General features: G+C 38.6%; 17 protein-coding genes, 2 tRNA genes and 1 pseudogene. All 20 read right to left on the bottom strand.

The window, feature by feature from the left end; translation table 11 throughout:
• Positions 1–2: 2 nt before the first annotated feature.
• Positions 3–1,202 (bottom strand): efflux RND transporter periplasmic adaptor subunit, encoded by a 1,200-nt coding sequence (locus H5084_RS02850; RefSeq protein ID WP_182689471.1) that lies wholly within the window; start codon positions 1,200–1,202, stop codon positions 3–5.
• 84 nt (positions 1,203–1,286) lie between these two features.
• Entirely contained in the window at positions 1,287–1,733 is a 447-nt protein-coding gene (locus tag H5084_RS02845) for a MarR family transcriptional regulator (RefSeq protein WP_182689470.1), read from the bottom strand.
• 298 nt (positions 1,734–2,031) lie between these two features.
• Positions 2,032–2,658, bottom strand: a complete 627-nt coding sequence (locus H5084_RS02840) for an HD domain-containing protein (protein ID WP_182689469.1) — start codon at positions 2,656–2,658, stop codon at positions 2,032–2,034.
• A 48-nt stretch (positions 2,659–2,706) separates the two neighbouring features.
• Entirely contained in the window at positions 2,707–3,021 is a 315-nt protein-coding gene (locus H5084_RS02835) for a hypothetical protein (protein WP_182689468.1), read from the bottom strand.
• A gap of 77 nt (positions 3,022–3,098) precedes the next feature.
• The gene (locus H5084_RS02830; protein ID WP_182689467.1) at positions 3,099–3,560 is read right to left on the bottom strand and encodes a DUF1499 domain-containing protein; all 462 of its coding nucleotides are present in this window, start codon (positions 3,558–3,560) and stop codon (positions 3,099–3,101) included.
• Between the two features lie 105 nt (positions 3,561–3,665).
• Positions 3,666–5,459 (bottom strand): DEAD/DEAH box helicase, encoded by a 1,794-nt coding sequence (locus H5084_RS02825; RefSeq protein ID WP_182689466.1) that lies wholly within the window; start codon positions 5,457–5,459, stop codon positions 3,666–3,668.
• A gap of 137 nt (positions 5,460–5,596) precedes the next feature.
• A complete protein-coding gene (locus tag H5084_RS02820) occupies positions 5,597–7,453 on the bottom strand; it encodes a TIGR00341 family protein (protein WP_182689465.1) in 1,857 nt (618 codons plus the stop codon).
• Between the two features lie 283 nt (positions 7,454–7,736).
• Complete coding sequence (locus tag H5084_RS02815; RefSeq protein WP_182689464.1) at positions 7,737–8,339, bottom strand: protein-disulfide isomerase; 603 nt, start codon at positions 8,337–8,339, stop codon at positions 7,737–7,739.
• Between the two features lie 22 nt (positions 8,340–8,361).
• Complete coding sequence (locus tag H5084_RS02810) at positions 8,362–8,571, bottom strand: hypothetical protein (RefSeq protein ID WP_028867994.1); 210 nt, start codon at positions 8,569–8,571, stop codon at positions 8,362–8,364.
• A 75-nt stretch (positions 8,572–8,646) separates the two neighbouring features.
• Positions 8,647–9,585, bottom strand: coding sequence for a tRNA pseudouridine(55) synthase TruB (truB, locus tag H5084_RS02805; RefSeq protein WP_028867993.1), 939 nt, complete (start codon positions 9,583–9,585; stop codon positions 8,647–8,649).
• Entirely contained in the window at positions 9,585–10,010 is a 426-nt protein-coding gene (rbfA, locus tag H5084_RS02800) for a 30S ribosome-binding factor RbfA (protein ID WP_028867992.1), read from the bottom strand. Before rbfA ends, truB begins: the two co-directional genes overlap by 1 nt.
• Positions 10,011–10,101: 91 nt before the next feature.
• Positions 10,102–12,753 (bottom strand): translation initiation factor IF-2, encoded by a 2,652-nt coding sequence (gene infB / locus H5084_RS02795; RefSeq protein WP_182689463.1) that lies wholly within the window; start codon positions 12,751–12,753, stop codon positions 10,102–10,104.
• Positions 12,754–12,778: 25 nt separating this feature from the next.
• Entirely contained in the window at positions 12,779–14,278 is a 1,500-nt protein-coding gene (gene nusA, locus H5084_RS02790; protein WP_028867990.1) for a transcription termination factor NusA, read from the bottom strand.
• A gap of 14 nt (positions 14,279–14,292) precedes the next feature.
• Complete coding sequence (rimP, locus tag H5084_RS02785) at positions 14,293–14,751, bottom strand: ribosome maturation factor RimP (RefSeq protein WP_166371609.1); 459 nt, start codon at positions 14,749–14,751, stop codon at positions 14,293–14,295.
• 308 nt (positions 14,752–15,059) lie between these two features.
• Positions 15,060–15,136 (bottom strand) — tRNA-Met (locus H5084_RS02780).
• 137 nt (positions 15,137–15,273) lie between these two features.
• Positions 15,274–15,358: transfer RNA gene (locus tag H5084_RS02775), tRNA-Leu, on the bottom strand.
• 10 nt (positions 15,359–15,368) lie between these two features.
• Positions 15,369–15,692, bottom strand: coding sequence for a preprotein translocase subunit SecG (gene secG, locus H5084_RS02770; RefSeq protein WP_182689462.1), 324 nt, complete (start codon positions 15,690–15,692; stop codon positions 15,369–15,371).
• 211 nt (positions 15,693–15,903) lie between these two features.
• On the bottom strand, positions 15,904–17,235 hold the full coding sequence (gene glmM / locus H5084_RS02765; protein WP_028867987.1) for a phosphoglucosamine mutase: 1,332 nt from the start codon (positions 17,233–17,235) through the stop codon (positions 15,904–15,906).
• 202 nt (positions 17,236–17,437) lie between these two features.
• On the bottom strand, positions 17,438–18,268 hold the full coding sequence (gene folP / locus H5084_RS02760) for a dihydropteroate synthase (RefSeq protein WP_028867986.1): 831 nt from the start codon (positions 18,266–18,268) through the stop codon (positions 17,438–17,440).
• A gap of 330 nt (positions 18,269–18,598) precedes the next feature.
• Positions 18,599–20,398, bottom strand: a pseudogene (gene ftsH / locus H5084_RS02755) (ATP-dependent zinc metalloprotease FtsH); the annotation flags it as partial.
• Positions 20,399–20,424: the final 26 nt, after the last annotated feature.

The following is a 20,424-nucleotide window of genomic DNA, read 5'->3' as shown; positions in this document are numbered from 1 at the left end:
CCCTATTCAGGGTTAATATTATTAATACCTACATTCTCATGCAGTATTTGGGTCACTAAATGATTAACCTCTTGCAACGTGTTCTGATAAACATCAGTATCAAAGCGCGCTTCCAGCTGCACACTTTTCGATAATAATGGTCCAGAGGTGTCTTTAATATCCACTTTAGCTAACATTGATAAACCAATTCTTAAGGGATATTGTGCTTGGTTATCTTTATATAAGCGTATTTTCACCGGTAACCGTTGAACAATTTTAATCCAGTTACCGCTAGCATTTTGAGCGGGTAATAGTGAAAAAGCACTGCCAGTCCCAATACCTAAGCTTTCAATTTCGCCTTTATATTCTACATCTTCTCCATACAAGTCAGAGGTTAATGTAACCAATTGTCCAATTCTCATATCGCGCATTTGACTTTCTTTAAAGTTCGCATCCACCCACACTTGGTGTAATGGGACAATCACCATCATCTGTGTGCCAGGCTGGACTTGACTACCTAATTGCACTGCGCGTTTTGCGACGTAGCCACTGATTGGAGCAACAATGTCTGCTCGTAGGTTATTTAAATAAGTTTGACGTAAATTAGCCACTGCTGATTTAATCGCAGGGTGGGTTTCCAGCACAGTATTATCAACTAATGAAATAGCCATTTTAAGCGCTTGTTGTGAAGCAAGATATTGGCTTTTAGTGGTTTCAACCAGATCTTGATAATGATTTAAATTTTCCTGTGAAATAGCCCCTGATTTAGCCAGCTTTTGACGACGTTCATAATCACTAATCGCTTGATTATACTCTACCTTAGTGGCTTCCAAACTCGCTTTCGCGTTACCAGCAGTCGCATATAAGCTACGTACTTCACGCACTGAATTAGCTAATTTAGCTTCCGCAGCCTGTAACGCAATTTGTGTATCATTGGAGTCTAAACTGACCAATACTTGGCCTTTTTTAACGTAATCCCCTTGATCCACGACCACTTTACTCACGGTGCCTGAAATTTGAGGAGAAATAACTACTAAATCGCCATTAACATAAGCATCGTTTGTTTCTTCAGAGTATTTTGCATAAACCTCATAATAAAAAAACCAAGCAGCACCAATCACAACTAAGGCTATAAATAAAATCAAGAAAGAAGTTTTGCGCTTACCTTTTTTAACGGGCTCATTACCCATAGCACTTGCTGTTATTTTTTCTGATGTCTGCATGCTTTACCACTTATTTGTTAGTACTCTGTGTTGTTATAGGAGATAAATAAAATAGGAATGTAACACTCAAGCTTGTGCTTATAATTAGGTTGCTCGGGTTGGTAATAAACGGGTTAGAAGCGCACTCAACAGTTCTATCTCTTGCACAGATAAGTCCCCTGTCAATAAGGGAGCCACTTGATTGTCAAGACACTCCACACATTGATCTAACAATACCTTTCCTGCGATGGTTAGTTGGAGTATGACAGCACGTTTATCTTTAGGGTTAGGCTGTTTATCTAATAATTCTTTTTTTACTAACCGGCTCACCATTCGGGTCATTGAGCCCCCATCAATAGTGAGATATTTACTCAGCTCTGCCGGAGAATTAATCTCATAATAATGCACTGCAGCTAATACTTTAAACTGTGCAGAGCTGATATTAAAAGGCGCTAAATATTGATTTAGTAACAACTCTTTATGTTGATTTACTAAGCCAATTAGTTTCGCTAGTGGTAAACCTAATGATTTAATGTTTAGCTGATGAGTCATAGTGAGCATATTTCCTGATTATTACCTGCCTAGGCAAGAAAAAATAATACTGCCTAGGCAGGTAAATTGTCAATATTAATTATTAATATCAATATGACAGTTAGCGAATTATTTCTTTATATTATTTAAAGGATATTTGAATTAGCTAAAAGGCACTTGTTTTAAGTAATTTGATTAGAGCAAATTATTGAGGGGAATGTTATTTAGGATAGAGTTGATTAGGGTAATGTTGTTGAAAATAGAATTGATTAGAGTAAAGCAATATACCCCAATCGCCAGTGCCTGGATAATTATTGCTTTAAATTTCTAAAGCTAACTGCAGCAGATAACTTTCCATAAACTGCGTCCGCTGCGCTGCAATCTCTTGCGCCGTTCGGGTATGCATTAAGGAAGCTAGCTTTAATAACTTTTGATAAAAATGATCCAGTGTAAAACGTTGGTCATCTAAGGATCTTTGCTCAGCAAATGCATCTTCGGGCGCATATAGCGGTCGCGTTAATTGGCTACTAACTTGAATACAGCGCGCAATACCAATCGCCCCAATCGCATCTAATCTGTCAGCATCCTGCACAATTTTTGCCTCAAGGTTATTGGCTATTAGCCCACCACTATAACTATGTGCTGCAATTGCATGATGAATAGCATCTAAGTACTGTTCTGGATATTCGATACTTACTAAAAATTGTATGGCTTTATCTGCCGCATGTAATGAACTTTGACTACGTAGAGGATGATTTTTAGGGTAGCTAACGCAATCGTGTAACCAAGCAGCAGGTAATACAACATTTAATTCCGCCTGCTCTTTCTTCCCTATCAGGGTTGCTAACTTAACCACACGTTTAACATGCAACAGATCATGCGCTAAATCAGTTTTCATATTTTCAGCAATAAAACCTTCACATTGAGTTTGATATTGTTTAAACATTTTCTGTCAATCCTATTACTTTCAATGGAGGCATCGTCCTCCTAACTATCAATCTGTAATATGCTGCTCTAACAATTCGATCAATAAACTTTGTGATATTTCAGTCAATGACACTTGCTTAATAAAAGTAAAGTCTTCAGTACCGGATTGACCGGTACCAATACCGACTATTTCGGGGTGTGCATCAAGAATAATAAACATTAACCTTTTTTTAAGCTTAACATTATCAATGGTCACCGCATTAGATGCCTGTAAACTTTGCTCTAGTAAGCCCACCGCAGTAGAAAGTTGCGGATATTTTTCCGTTAATTGATCATTACAGCTAGCCACTAACGTTAGCAGTTGTTGAATATTTTTATTCATTTATTATTCCCGATTTTCTACTACTCTAGTTAGCAACTAATATTGCTTATTTCTGAATCAAGTTATTCTTTTAACACTTATTTAGAGGCTCTTTGTAATAAAAGCTTGAGGGCTTCGACCCGTTTTTTATTAGCACCAAGGTCACTTTTTCCTACACGGGATGCAGAGCGGAAATGTAACAAATAATCGTCACTAACCCTCAACTCCAAATCATCAACAAATCCAAAAATAGCAGATGTAAAGGTCGCCGCAATATAACCATCTTCAATATCGACAATTTTCCCGCCCATTGATTCGACGCTAGTTTTTAGTTGAGTAAGGAACACCGCTTTCTCTCCATCAAAAGCAAAAGGTTGGATATTATTTTCAACACCATCAATATTTTCACTAAACACACAATTTTCAATACTAGTACAAGCCTGTAATTGACCTTGTTTTAATCCGGGAGCATGTCCACTTTTAGACATTACGCCTAGCACAAAAAAAGCGATTACTATCACAACGAAAATTGCCGTCACTATAATTAAAATTTTATTCATTCTCTTAAGTCCTTGTATTTTTTGTTTCAACTTAACTATTTATGTTAGTTGTGTATAGCGCTTATATAGCTGGTTATGCTTAGCTGGCAATATAACTCTCCATCGCTATTCAGGTTGCAACTGAGCTAATACTTCTACAGCTTTGGGAAATTGCTCAATATTAAATAACTTATCTCTTACTTGCCAAAATCGCCCCACTTTATTAGCAATGACTATTTCAGGTGCTTGTAATCGGTGTTCATTATGCATCACTTTGGTCACTGATGAGTGAGTAAAAGGACGAAAACGATCAATTAAGTGTGGTTGGATAAAGCGCTGTAAAAATTGCGCTTTTTGCTTTGCAGTGGTCAATTGCCATACTTCACTTATTTGTCCTTGACCGCCGCTATAGGTAACCTTTAATTGGTTTTTCCCATGTTTATTCTTGCTAGCAGTAAGTGCCATATCATCGCAACGAATGATCATCGCATCTTTCAACTTTAATGCTTCTCTTAACTTTTTATCGGGGTCAACTAACACGGCTTCACAATGACCACAAACTCGTGCTGCAATATCATTATCCATTCCACATTGGTCACAAAACTTAGCGCGAAAACGATAATTACAATGCATGCGTTGTTCAAACTTATTGCCATCATCATCTTCAGTAATTTTTAACGAATACCCCTGACACTTACGACCATAATGCTCAATCACAAAACCAGCGGGGTCCACCTTGCCCCAAAAGTTATTAGTAAACTGGCAAGCTGGACATGGAATACTCACTATTTCACTGCCACTTTCTGGTTTTTCTTGCCCCACTTCTGGTTGATACAGGTCATAACAATTGCCAGCAAACTCCATCACTAAACAATCTTTTTTCCCCTCCGATAAACGCAACCCTCGCCCGACGATTTGCTGATATAAACTAATGGATTCAGTTGGGCGCAAAATAGCAATTAAATCAACGTGTGGGGCATCAAAACCAGTAGTTAAGACCGAAACATTAACTAAATATTTAATTTTTTTATTTTTAAAATCTTGAATGATCTGGTCGCGATCTTTAGCGGCTGTATCACCAATAATTAATGCCGCACTTTGATCTTTTAAATAACCTAAAATTTCTTCTGCATGTTTTACTGTAGAGGCAAATATCATCACACCTTGACGGTCTCGGGCATGAGTAATTACTGATTTGATAATTTCAGGCGTAGCTCGACCAGACTTTTCTATTACTTTATTTAAATCAGACTCTCGATAAGCTCCAGTATTAGCTACAGATATTTGAGAAAAGTCATAACTGAGTACCGCCATATCCATAACTTTGGGCTCAGTTAAAAACTGTTCGTCTAATAAAAACCGAATAGGCAAATCGAAAATACAATCACGGAAAAATCGTGCTTCTTCACTGCGCACTTGGCCACGGGTATGATATTGATATATCCAACCTAAACCTAGGCGATAAGGTGTTGCCGTTAGACCTAAAACCTTTAAATTTGGGTTGATAGCCTGTAAGTGTTTAATCACTTTTTGGTAACTAGAATCACCTTGCATAGGGACACGATGACACTCATCTATCACTAACAGTGAAAAAGCATCAGCAAACAGGTCAAGGTTATTTACAATTGACTGCACCGAGGCAAAGACGACTTGTTGCGATGTCTCTTTACGTCCTAATCCTGCAGAAAAAATAGATGCTTTTACGCCATAACTTTCATATTTAGCATGATTTTGTTCAACTAATTCTTTAACGTGAGCAAGTACTAACACTCTGCCTTTGGCTATTCGAGCAAGCTCAGCGATGATCAGGCTTTTACCCGCACCAGTTGAAAGCGCTAAAACGGCAGGCGAACTATGACGACGAAAATAATGCAGTGTGGCATTAACAGCATCTTGTTGATAAGGACGAAGTTGATACATAAAACAATACGCAGTGAGTAATTAAGAAAAGAGTAAGCATAGCATTTTCAACCCATTGGTGATAAAAAAATCAATGGCAGGTCAGTAATCTCCAACCAGCCACTTTAGGTGAATAGGAAGCTATTTTTAATAAACACTCATCGACGAATAATAACTTGTGCTTCAAGGATCACTTTTTGTTGCAGCTGTGATTCAATGCTTTGTTTAATCGTATCTAATTTTTCTGAGGTTAAGGTCGTTGGGGTCATTAATTTAACCGATATTTCTACTGGTTCAAGTGCCCTTGCGTGCACTTCTCTAATCACTACTTCACCTATTTTTTTACCCTCAAGTTGCTGCATAATGGCGGCTTCATCGGATAAACGTATGAAACTAAAGACCAGTGGAATTGAGACAAGCGCAACACCGATGAAAGCAATCATCAAGCCTTTTTTTGCGCGTGTAAATGGCGCAAATCCTAACGCTAAAAAGGTCAAAGCAGCAGCGAAAACGATACCAGCCAAGTTAGTTAGAAATAACAATAATGCGCCCCAGGCAACATGAAAGTCTACCCAACCAATACCAATCCCAGTAACGGCTAAAGGTGGAACGAGTGCTACGGCAATCGCGACACCGGCTAAACTTTTGGCTGCATCGACACGAGCATGTGCATAGGCACCAGCAATACCAGAAATAACAGCAACGCCTAAATCAAGTAAACTTGGGCTTAACCTTGCAGCAATTTCAGGAGTCACTATTTCCATCGGAATAATAAAACTAGCAAAAGAAGAAAAACCAAGAGAAACCAACATGCCAATACATAAAGTCGTTGCACTTGCTGTTAATAAAGAAGGGTCTTGTCTTGCTAAGGCCATCGATAATGAAATAATAGGTGCCATAAGCGGGGCAAGGATCATTGCACCAATAATTACAGGTGCTGAACTTGCAAATAGCCCTACACTTGCTAATAACGTAGATAATGCCATTAACGTTAAAAAAGCAGATGTTGCAGTCGCATTATCGCGTAGCAATTGATATAAGTCTTTGAATTCGTCTGTTGCCGCATGCCCAACAAAAGCTAACGGCTTAGCAACCATTTCCATTACCGCCTCACCCGCAGGTAATCTTTCAATTTTAATTTGTTCTTTTTGCGCACTGGAGGTATCGATGATCGGCAATTCTTCACCTACTAAGAGGCTCAATACATGATGATCAATGGTCACCGACAATGATTCGGTTTGTTGCTCTTGTCCATCCAACTGATAAGTTAATTGTTCGCCATTAGAAATCTCTAATTGCTTGGTTTTTATTAATCCCAAGAAGCTTGGCAAGCTGTAATGTCTGCCTAATGTTGATACAACAAAAAAGCGTAATAATTCCATGATACTGCGTGGAGCAATGATCATGGCATGGCACATACCATCGTTAATATGGCTATTGGGTAATATGCGTCTAGCTAACCATGAACCATGGACATGACCAACGACAACAACACCTAAAGCGGCTGTAGTGATCTTGCTTTCATTTTCAGTATTAAAAATTATTTTTTGAGGGCACGCTTGGCGAATTTTACTGGCATTATGCCAAGCCAACTTAGCCCTTTCGACTAGATCTAATATTTTAGCGCTAGGTAATAAACTAAAACTCTCACCAATCACCAATGATGAAAGTAATATATTGCCATTACAACGAACAATATCAACTTGTTCAGGACTACTTAGCTCCGCTTCTTGAATCGCTTTTTCGAGGTTACGATGAGCACAAAATCCACGTTTCGCATAACGAGAGTCAGGGTGAGGTAAAATAGCAAGATGCCACCCCCCTTCTATCGCCGCCTCTATAACAGCTGGTGTTTGTTGGTCGTTGAGATAAGCATAAACACGACTATCTACGCTAAAGTGGACATCACCTTCTTCCCAAGCTCGAGGTAAAATGGCTTGTTTAAAAAAAGGCAACAAATGCTCAGCTAACTGATCTTTTTGCTCAATATCAAAAAGTAAAAAACTATCAGCCATATTCGATTCTCAATACAAATATTAAAAGGAATTCTAGTATGCGCATAGCTTATCAGGAGTGCAATAAGTACAGGAAAGAACTGTTATCAATAAAGAAATTTACGATTAAAAATGAAATAGTGGGTTATATCATTGCACCGTACAACTTATCAGAAGTGAAATAAATGAAGAAAAGAACTGTTATCAAAAAAGAATTAAGGAGAAAGTGAAATAATGATATCCATTATTTCACTTATTACTTGAATTCAAAAACCAGTAGATTAACTATAAAATAATAGCAGGTTTAGTCTTGCAGTTGTTTTTGTACATCCGCTACAATACTTTCAGGTGCGCCAATGTATTGAGCATGATTCAATAAGACCGCATTGTCATTGTGCACTAACAGTAATGCGGGGAAAGCAGCGGTCCCCATAAAAGCTTGTAAATCACTAATTTCAGATTGCACAAACATCGCATCTTTGCTTAATTCTTCTTTAAAAACTTTGTTTGGAATTGATAGTTTAAGATCTTCAGCTAACTCATTGAAATCTATCTTTTTACCTAAAGAATTACCGTTAACAAAATGTTCATGTTGTAAAGCTTCTAAAACCGGCAAAAACTTATCTGACTGTTTAGTTGCAACCCAAGTTAATAGATTCGCGCTGATGATACTATTTTTAGGGCTATCCGCAAAACGCACATATTCCTGTGAAAAAGTCACATCACTTTCTCTCTCAACCGCTTTAATGGTATTAAAACCAACACTATTACCACCATCGTAATTAGCACAATGCCAAGCATGTAATTCCATCTCAGGAAACGCTTCAGTTAAAGCAACAACTAAAGGTGTTGCGGCATAACTCCATGGGCAATGAGAGTCGTAAATAAAATATAATTCTGAGCTCATAAAACCTACCTTTTTCGACCGATTAACTATCGAGTTCTAAATTTATCTGGGTACAACCTTTACTGCATTGCACACCACTTTCGCCTTCACTGATGACAGTCAACGTTAACGGTTGCTGGCATTGCTCGCAAAGTACTGTTTTGCCCTTAGCAAGGCGTTTAATTACACTACGCTGCTGATTAAAAGAGTCAGCGGCAGTTTTATTTATTTGAGAAAAATCTATTTTAGTCATCTTAACTATGCCAATCTATTTCAATATAAATTTTATTTAAAACGCTGAGCTCTATTTAAAAACCTCAGCTTTATTTTAAAGATCTAAATTTGCTAAACGTTTCGGTGCAATTAAGCCATCATCGTTCATTTCACCAACACCAATGAAAGTATGCTGTTCACCGACAGTGATCCTAACAATCGTATTATCTGGCGCACCAAATACTTGTACCGGTTGGCCATGCAAAACATAAGCGCCCATTTCATCAGAAATATTCACTTCAGGATAGTTTTTAACGGCTGTATCCATCTCTAGCAAAAGAGGGTCAAGCAGATCGTAAGGACTAATATCTTCTGTTTTTGCTTTTACAATTAACGCTTCTAGCTCGTCAATAGTGATCATGCGTTCATAAGGATAGTCTGCAACCTGTGTACGGCGTAACATCGACACATGTGCGCCACAACCTAATAATTCACCTAGGTCATCTACAATTGTTCTAATATAGGTACCTTTACTAACATGAATATCAAGATCAATTTCATTTTCTTCGAAACGTAGCTGATTAATTTCATAAACAGTAATAGGACGAGCAGGCCTGTCAATCGTAATGCCTTCACGTGCGTATTTATATAATGGCTTTCCTTCAAATTTCAATGCTGAATACATTGAAGGAACTTGCATGATATCGCCACGAAAAGTATCTAATGCAGTATCGAGTTGTTGTTGCGTTACCGAAACTGGTTTTTCACATACCACATCACCTTGCGAGTCACTGGTATCGGTGCGAATGCCTAATGTAGCGGTCACGGTATAACGTTTATCTGAATCTAATAAAAACTGCGAGAACTTAGTTGCTTCACCTAAACAAACAGGCAGCATACCGGTTGCTAATGGATCTAATGCACCAGTATGCCCTGCTTTTTGTGCAAAGAAGATACGTTTAACACGTTGTAATGCATGATTGGAACTGATGTCCGTAGGTTTATCTAATAATACGATGCCATTGATCGGGCGACCCTTTCCACGTTTTGCCATTACTTCGCTTCCTCTTCTTCTGTTGCTTCTAGCTCGTCTTCTTCACGGCCAGCTTCTTTAAGCTTAACTTTATCATTTTTTACTGCACCGCTTACTAATTCAGAAATACGTAAACCTTCAGTTAGTGTTTCGTCAAAGCAAAAACGTACTTCAGGAACAATACGTAATTTCATTGCCTTACCAAGTAAACGACGAATATAACCAGCAGCAGCATTTAAGCCCTTTAATGATTCATCGTTTGTCTGTTCACCAATAGTAAAAAAGGTTACGTATACCGTTGCATAAGCAAGGTCACGAGTAATATCAACACCAGAAATAGTCACCATTCCAATGCGTGGATCTTTCACTTCTTGTTGTAAGATTCGAGCAAGTTCTTTTTGTACTTGCTGAGAAACTCGAGAAGCACGGCTATATTCTTTTGCCATTTTTAACTCCTAGCACAACACTTATTAGCGCTGTTTTAAATGAGAATGGAGGCAAAAGCCCCCATTATTAATCATTATTTATAAATTGAAATTATAAAGTACGTTTTACTTCAATAATTTCAAATACTTCTATTTGGTCGCCTACGCGTACATCGTTGTAGTTTTTAACACCGATACCACACTCAACACCATTACGTACTTCAGTTGCGTCATCTTTAAAGCGACGTAGTGATTCAAGTACACCCTCGTATATAACCACGTTTTCACGTAGAACACGAATTGGGTTATTACGTTTAATAGTACCTTCCGTCACCATACAACCAGCGATAGCGCCGATCTTAGGAGATTTAAATACTTCACGTACATCAGCAATACCTGTAATTTCTTGTCTAAACTCAGGTGCTAATAAACCACTCATTGCAGCACGCACTTCATCAATTAAATCATAGATGATGCTGTAGTAACGCAATTCAACCGCTTCGTTATCGATTAACTTACGTGCTGTTGCGTCTGCACGAACGTTAAAGCCGATTACGATTGCGCCAGAAGCTGATGCTAATGAAGCGTCAGTTTCAGTAATACCACCAACACCACGACCGATAATGTTAACTTTAACTTCATCAGTAGATAGTTTGTTTAGTGACTCACAGATTGCTTCAAGTGAACCTTGTACATCCGCTTTAAGTACTAAGTTAAGCTCAGATACTTCACCTGATTCCATGTTAGAGAACATGTTTTCAAGTTTCGCTTTTTGTTGACGAGCAAGTTTAATATCACGGAATTTACCTTGACGGTATAACGCAACTTCACGTGCTTTCTTTTCATCTTTAACAACGGTCGCTTCATCACCCGCTTGTGGAACACCAGACAAACCTAAAACTTCAACTGGAATAGACGGACCAGCAGATTCAATTGAATTACCATTTTCGTCACGCATTGCACGAACACGTCCGTATTCAAGACCGCAAAGTACGATATCACCCTGTTTCAGTTCGCCTTGCTGTACTAGAATAGATGCAACTGGACCACGACCTTTATCAAGGCGAGATTCAATAACAACACCAGATGCAGGACCCGTTGAAACAGCTGATAAATCTAACATTTCAGCTTGTAGTAAGATGCTATCTAATAATTCATCAACACCAGTACCTACTTTTGCAGATACGAATGAGAAGATATTTTCACCGCCCCATTCTTCAGAAATAACATCGTGTTGAGAAAGCTCAGTTTTAACACGGTCAAAATCTGCACCTTCTTTATCGATTTTATTCACCGCAACCATTAACGGAACACCAGCAGCTTTTGCATGTTGAATCGCTTCGATTGTTTGTGGCATAACACCATCATCTGCAGCTACTACTAGTACAACGATATCCGTTGCTTTAGCACCACGAGAACGCATTGAGGTAAACGCCGCATGTCCTGGAGTATCTAGGAATGAAATCATACCTTTATCAGTATCTACATGGTAAGCACCGATATGCTGTGTAATACCACCGGCTTCACCGTCTGCAACTTTAGCGCGACGAATGTAATCTAGTAATGAAGTTTTACCGTGGTCAACATGTCCCATGATAGTAACAACTGGCGCTCGAGATGTTTTCTCACCGCCTTGTTGTGCTTCAGCTAGTACTGACTCTTCTAACTCATTTTCTTTAGTTAGGATAACTTTGTGGCCCATTTCTTCAGCTACAATCGTCGCTGTTTCTTGGTCGATAACTTGGTTGATAGTTGCCATAGCACCCATCTTCATCATTACCTTGATCACTTCAGTTGCTTTAACAGCCATTTTACTTGCTAGTTCTGCAACTGTAATCGTTTCACCAATTTTAACGTCACGTTCAACTTTAGCAGCTGGTTTTTCAAATGCTTGTTGTAATGCAGATGGCGTTGCTGTTGCACCTTTTTTACCACGACGGTTATTACGGTTGTTACGACGTGAGTAAGGTGTTTCAAGCGGTTTATCAGCAACAGCTTTCTTTTTCTTTTTACGGTGTGTTGGACCTTCCGCTTTAGCATCAACTGAATCTTCTGCAGCTCGCGCTTCTGATGATGTAGTTACGTGGTAATCAGCACCTTCAGCAGCTTTACGGTCAGCTTCTTCTTTAGCCCAACGTGCAGCATTTTCTTCAGCTAGTTTTTTAGCATTCTCAGCTTGTAGTACCGCTTCTTTTTCAATTTTAGCTAGTGCTTCTGTTTCAGCTTTCTTCTGCAGATCAGCTTCTTCTTTTTCAAGTTGCAGCTGTTCATCTGTTTTAGTTGACTTAGCAGCGGCTTGTTTTTGTTTATTTGCTGTTGCTGCAGTTTTTGCTATTGCCTCGGCTTCTTTCTTAGCTGCAATATTTGCGGCTAATACTTTTTCAGCTTGCTCTTTCTTAGCGTCTAATTCAGATTGAATTTTAGCTTCAGCTTCTGCTTTTAATGCTTGCTCGGCAGCTCTTTCTGCTTGAACTTCTTCATCACTACGTTTTACAAAAGTACGTTTTTTACGCACTTCAACATTTACAGCGTTCGATTGACCTTTAACATTTAACGTTGTTTTTGTTTTACGTTGTAAAGTCATTTTTTGTTTTTGTTCGCCACCGTGTTGCTTTTGCAAATAAGTAGTTAATTTTTCTTTTTCTTCAACACTCACTGAGTCACTCGATTTTTTAGTAATACCAGCATCGGCAAACTGTTTAACCAAAGTGTCTTCAGATTTATTTAAGTCTTTAGCGAGGTCTTTTAATAGAATTTCTGACATTATTTATTTCTCCATACTGACGCTATTAAGCATCTTCACTAAACCAACAGATATTACGTGCAGCCATAATTAGCTCTGCTGCTTTTTCTGCATCTAGTTTTTCAATCTCTAGTAGATCATCAACAGCTTGCTCTGCCAAGTCTTCTAACGTAATTACACCTTTACTTGCTAATACAAATGCAAGGTGCGGCTCTAAGCCTTCAAGTGCTAATAAATCATCAGCTGGTTTTGCACCTTCTAAACTTTCTTCTTCAGCAAGCGCTTTTGTCGCTAATACATCTTTAGCTCGAGTACGTAACTCTTCAACCATCTCTTCATCAAGACCATCGATAGCTAATAACTCTTCAGCTGGTACGTAAGCAATTTCTTCTAGAGAACTAAAACCTTCACTAACTAACACACCCGCAAAGTCATCATCAATTTCTAATGCAGAAGTAAAGACTGAAATAACGTTATCAGCTTCAGCTTGGTGCTTAGATTGTAATTCAGCCACAGTCATTACATTTAACTCCCAACCAGTCAGTTGTGATGCTAAACGAATGTTTTGACCGTTACGGCCAATTGCTTGTGCTAAGTTTTCTTCTTCTACAGCAATATCCATGCTGTGTGTATCTTCATCAACAACAATTGATGCCACTTCAGCTGGCGCCATTGCATTGATTGCAAATTGTGCTGGATTCTCATCCCAAAGGATAATATCAACACGCTCTCCGCCTAACTCGTTTGAAACAGCTTGTACACGTGCGCCACGCATACCAACACAAGCACCGATAGGGTCGATACGTTGGTCATTTGATTTCACTGCAATTTTTGCGCGCGAACCTGGATCACGAGCAGCACCCATTAAGTCGATCATTTCTTCCGCAATTTCTGGCACTTCTAAGCGGAACAACTCAACTAAGACTTCAGGTTGTGTACGTGTCATAAACAATTGAGCACCACGAGCTTCAGGGCGAACAGCGAATAACAAACCACGTAAACGGTCACCTGGACGGAAATTTTCGCGAGGTAGCATTTCATCACGGAAAATAACTGCTTCTGCATTGTTACCAAGATCTAATAAGATGCTATCACGTGTCATACGTTTAACAACACCGGTGATTAATTCACCTTCTTTTTCTGCATATTGTGCAACAACTTGCGCACGTTCAGCTTCACGTACTTTTTGTACAATAACTTGTTTTGCAGTTTGTGTTGTGATTCGGTCAAAAGTAACAGAATCAATTTCATCTTCAATAAATTCGCCGACTTGGATCTCAGGGCTATCATATTGAGCTGCTTCAAAAGTCATTTCTTTAGCAGGATGCTCCATTTCAGCATCTGACTCTAATACTAACCAACGGCGGAAAGTGTCAAAATGTCCTGTTTCACGATCAATCTCGACGCGTACTTCAATTTCTAATTCGTACTTCTTCTTTGTTGCAATTGCCAGTGCACTTTCCAATGCTTCAAAAATCGCTTCTCTTGGTAAGCCTTTTTCATTTGAAACAGCTTCAACAACCAATAAAATTTCTTTATTATTCATCTTTAACGCCTTAATTAATCAAATTTCGGAACTATGTTCGCTTTTTGGATATTACTCAGCGCAAAACGCTCTTCTTTACCCTCTACTGCAATGCAAATGATTTCACCATCAACATTGCTGATCACACCTTTCCATCTACGACGATTTTGAATCGGCATACGTAGTTGTATTTTTACTTCTTCACCTAAAAACGCAGCATATTGTGCAGCGTTAAAGAGTGGTCTTTCCAATCCTGGAGAAGATACTTCTAATGTGTATTCGTTAGTGATTGGATCTTCAACATCCATAATAGCGCTGACTTGGCGGCTTACAGCAGCACAATCATCCACTAAAATACCTTCTTCTTGGTCAATATAAACACGTAATGTCGAATGCTTACCCGCACGCACGTATTCAATGCCCACTAACTCATAGCCAAGATCTTCAACACTTGGCGCTAACATTTCAGTTAGACGCTCTTCTAAACTTGCCAAATCTATCCCCTTTCAGAAACAAAAAAAGGGCATATAGCCCTATTCCAAATAACAACTTATGTTTATTTTTGATAAACATAAGTTGTCAGTAAAACGTATTCAATACAAAATCAAATACGCAAATAACAAAAAAGCCCCAATAAATTGGAGCTTCATTCGTTTTGTTTGATTAAATCAAACAGATATTGCGATAGGAAACTACAATATCGAATGTGGTTCAGGGAGTTCAATTTAACAACTACGACCTTCGCCAGTGTTTTATTAAGAACTGGGCCCGATGAGCCTTTCTTAAAACATACACTAAAATGTGGTTGCGAGAGCAGGATTTGAACCTACGACCTTCGGGTTATGAGCCCGACGAGCTACCAGACTGCTCCATCTCGCGTCCGAACTATACATTTAAATATTTAAGCTAAAGCTTTAACGAATATTCAAACTCTATTACTTTTTATTTTCTATCACGCTGAAAACGAGGTCATTATATATAAAGTGTGATCTCAGTGCAATATAAAATCTAATGTTTGGTGCGGATAGAGAGACTTGAACTCTCACGGCCTAAGCCACAGCCCCCTCAAGGCTGCGTGTCTACCAATTCCACCATATCCGCTTTAAAAATATTACTCAGGAATCTGAGTCGAGGTATCTACTTCAACTGGTACATCTACAACTTCTTCAACCGCTAGGTTTGAAAAGTCATCGTTTACAGATACTTTATGTGTAGAAAGGTTACCTAGTACTAAGCTTAATACAAAAAATGCTAATGCTAAAATACCCGTAGTACGTGTCATGAAGTTACCAGAACCACCTGCACCAAATACTGTATTAGAAGCGCCAGAGCCAAATGAAGCGCCCATGCCAGCTCCCTTACCTTGTTGGATTAAAACAAAACCAACTAAAATAATTGAAACAATTAAATAAACAACTAACAGTATTTCATACATATTTATATTACCTAATTTATCTTATTAAAACTTTATGCTCTCACAAAGAAGCGGACGAATACTACCCAATGCAAGTGCGGATCACAAGTGAATATTAATACAAATTAATAACTGTTGGTGCTTCTTTACAAAACCGCATAAAAAAGCATCAACATTTTCTATTTTAACAGTATTTTAAATAGATTTTATTATTTGACTCATTTACAAATACTTAAACTTTTACTTTGCTAGCCAATGATTTTGCATAGGCTATCACTTGCTCTTCACTTTCATCAGCTTCAACCATAACTCTAAATACAGGCTCGGTACCTGACTTTCTCAATAAAACACGACCACGGCTGCCTAATAATCCTTCGATACGAGACAGTTCTTCTAACACATCTTTATCTTGTAACGGATCTATTTGATTATTATAGCGAACACTCTCAACGATCTGAGGATATTTACGTATACCTTGTCGTAAGTCATGCAAATTCATTCGGCTACCTTGCATCGCACTGATCACTTGCAAACCAGAAACAATACCATCACCTGTCGCTAAATAATCGGCACAAATAACATGCCCTGAGATTTCCGAACCAATACTCCAACCATTCTTTTTCATGAGTTCCATTACATGGCGGTCACCCACATCAGAACGATCGAAAGGAATACCTAATGTTTTTAATGCTTGCTCCAAACCAAGGTTGGACATTACTGTGCCGACAGCCCCTCCATTTAAAGTACCTTTGCGTAATTTATCACGTGCGATAATGTACAATATCTCATCGCCATCAAGTACATACCCAGTATGATCAACCATCATCACACGATCCCCATCACCGTCAAATGCGATACCAAAATCAGCTTTTTCGTTGATCACACGCTCAGCAATTGCAGCCATGCTAGTCGCACCGCAATTTAGGTTAATATTAATACCATTTGGCTGAACGCCCATGGTGATCACTTCTGCACCTAATTCACTAATCACTAACGGCGCAATATGATAGGTTGCGCCATTAGCACAATCGACAACAATTTTAAGACCACTTAAATCGTACTGCGAAGGAAAAGTACTCTTACAAAACTCAATATACCGACCTGCCGCATCATTAATACGATAAGCTTTTCCCATTTCACTACAATCGACACAAATTAATTCTTTATCGATTTCAGCTTCAATTTCTAACTCTACTTTTTCAGATAATTTAAGTCCTTCCTCAGAGAAAAATTTAATACCGTTATCATAATACGGGTTATGAGAAGCACTAATTACGATACCAGCAGTAGCACGAAAAGTATGTGTTAAGTAAGCAACAGCAGGGGTAGGCATAGGCCCCATTAAGACAGGAATGACCCCTGCGGAAGTAAGCCCTGCTTGAAGTGCAGCTTCGAGCATATAACCTGAAATTCGAGGATCTTTACCAACTAATACTTTTTTATTACCTGATTTAGCTAAGACTCGGCCAGCAGCCCAACCTAGCTTTAATGCAAATTCAGGGGTAATTAAAGACTCACCAACTTTGCCGCGAATACCATCAGTACCAAAATATTTTTTCTTCATTGAAAAGCTCTTATAATAACCAGTAATAACAATTGCATTGAATAAGTACTCTAAATTCTTTACATTGAATAAGTACTCTAAATTCTTTGCATTGAATAAGTACTCTAAATTCTTTGCATTAAAAGTCTTAGTTTAAGGCGTAAGCCATGTTGATCAGTAAAATAGAGTGCTTAATCAGTGTGGTTGAGTAATACCAATTAAGTTAATTAAAAGTACCTATCTGCTTTAATACTTTCATGACATCAACCGTCTCTGCAACATCATGAACACGAATTATTTTTGAGCCCTGCTGCATAGCAATCATTGCCCCAGCTAAGCTGCCTGCCAAACGTTCATTTATATCACGATTTAGAAGCTGTCCAAACATTGATTTACGAGAAACGCCTGTCAACACAGGAAAACCTAGCGCCATAAATTCCTGCGTAGCCCTTAACAATTCAAAATTATGCTGTAACGACTTTCCAAATCCAAAACCTAAATCGAGAATAATATTTTCAGCTTTAATGCCTGCTTCAATACAGGTCTTACTGCGGTCCATTAAAAACGTTTTTACTTCCGCAACTACATCTTGATAATCAGGTGCTGTTTGCATACTTCTTGGCTGTCCTTGCATATGCATTAAGCAAACAGGCACCCCAGCATCAACCGCAGCTTTTAACGCCCCTTCTTCTCGTAATGCACGTATATCGTTGATAATATCAGCGCCCGCTTGGACAGCTTCCGTCATCACTTTTGCTTTGCTAGTATCAACAGAGATCCAGCAATTAAGTTCTTTTTTAATGGCGGCAATAACAGGAATAACCCGTTCCAGTTCTTCATTTAATAAAACATCACTTGCACCAGGACGTGTTGATTCGCCGCCGATATCAATAATCGTCGCTCCCTGCTCAACCATCTCTTTTGCACGCGAGACGGCTTGTTCAATATGTGCATACTGCCCGCCATCGGAAAATGAATCCGGTGTAACATTCAAAATCCCCATAATTTGGGGTTGTTCGAGGTTAAGTCTATTTTTACCGTTAGTTAATATCATTGCAGTGAACTTTTATTAGTCAGAATTAAGATTAAAAAAAACCTAAGCAAGCTTAGGTTTTTCTAGAGAAATGAAACAATAAGTACTTTATTTATTGTCTTTATCTTGATCAGTTAACGTTTCAGTTGTTTCTACCGTTTCAGGTGCTTCAACATCAACAGGCTTTTCAAGATCAACATCTTTTTCAGTGTCTACTTTCTTTTTCTCTGGTCTAGCCATATCGATATTAAATTTTTCAGACTTATCCATATCAATTGTTGATTTTTTTGGTTTAACCATATCGATAGTCGATTTTTTTTCTTTCAGTGATTCAACTTCTTTTTCGTCATCCCAATCACTTGGAGGACGCACAGTTATACGAGCCATTAAGTCATCAACTTGATTGGAATCGATAGTCTCATATTTCATTAATGCTTCTTTCATTGCATGTAAAATATCAATGTTATCTGTTAATAGCTTGTAAGCGCGATTGTAGTTTGTATCGATAAATAGTTTTACTTCATCATCAATCACTTTGCCCGTTTCATGCGACACAACATTAGAACGTAAACTACCTTGCTCACCCGTTAATAGGATAGGGCCTAATTTTTCAGAAAACCCCCACTCAGTTACCATTGCTCGCGCAATAGCAGAAGCTTGTTTGATATCCTGTGATGCACCCGTTGATACTTTTTGTGCACCGTAAATAAGCTCTTCTGCAATACGACCACCATAAGCAACCGAGATACTACTTTCTAGCTCATCTTTGTTTTGAGAGATTTGATCACCTTCAGGCAAGAACTGAGTTACCCCTAAAGCACGCCCACGAGGAATAATCGTTACTTTATGAATGGGATGATGCTGTGGTACTAATTTAGCCACAATCGCATGTCCCGCTTCATGATAAGCAGTTGATTCTTTATCTTTAACCGTCATCACCAAACTACGACGTTCAGATCCCATTAATATTTTATCACGCGCTTGTTCGAAGTCTTCTTTTGACACCGTGCGTTTGTTACCACGTGCAGCAAACAATGCAGCTTCATTCACTAAGTTAGCTAAATCCGCACCAGAGAAACCAGGTGTACCACGTGCTAGGACAGTTGCTTTCACATCTTCATCGAGTGGTATTTTGCGCATATGCACTTTTAGAATTTGCTCTCGACCACGTACATCAGGTAAACCAACAACAACTTGACGGTCAAAACGACCTGGACGTAATAAGGCCGCATCGAGTACATCTGGACGGTTCGTCGCAGCAACCACAATAATACCTTCATTACCTTCGAAACCATCCATTTCAACTAGCATTTGGTTTAATGTTTGCTCACGTTCATCATTACCACCACCCATGCCAGCACCACGAGCACGACCTACTGCATCAATTTCATCGATAAAGATAATACAAGGTGCTGATTTTTTTGCTTGTTCAAACATATCACGCACACGAGATGCACCCACACCGACAAACATTTCAACAAAATCAGAACCAGAGATTGAGAAGAATGGTACTTTAGCTTCACCAGCAATCGCTTTAGCTAATAGTGTTTTACCTGTACCAGGAGGACCTACTAATAAAACCCCCGTTGGAATACGGCCACCTAATTTTTGGAATTTAGTTGAATCTTTTAAGTAATCAACCAGCTCCACAACATCTTCTTTGGCTTCATCACAACCAGCCACATCAGCAAATGTTGTTTTAATTTGGTCTTCGCCCATCAATTTAGCTTTACTCTTACCAAATGACATTGCGCCGCCTTTACCGCCACCTTGCATATTGCGCATAAAGAAGATCCAAACACCAATTAATAACAGCATAGGGAACCATGAAACAAAAATAGACGCTAAGAAACTAGTTTCTTCTGGAGGCGTTCCTTCTACTTTTACATCATTTTTAATAAGGTAATTCATTAAGTCTAAATCTGGCGCAGGGATATAAGTAACAAACGGTGTTTGGTTACTTTTTAACCCTTTAATTTCTTGTCCATTAATTTGTACTTGTTGGATCTGCCCTTGGCTTACTTCTTTATTAAAAGTGGTGTAGTCGATTTGTGATTTTTTTGTTTCGTCTGATCCAAAGCCTTGGAATAAAGACATTAAGACTACTGCGATGACTAACCACAATATCAGGTTTTTTGCCATATCGTTCAAGATGTAAACCTCATGTTAAAAATGAA

Source organism: Psychromonas sp. SR45-3, assembly GCF_014163575.1.
In the GTDB taxonomy this organism is placed as follows: domain Bacteria; phylum Pseudomonadota; class Gammaproteobacteria; order Enterobacterales; family Psychromonadaceae; genus Psychromonas; species Psychromonas arctica.
This window is presented reverse-complemented; position numbering and strand designations above follow the sequence as displayed.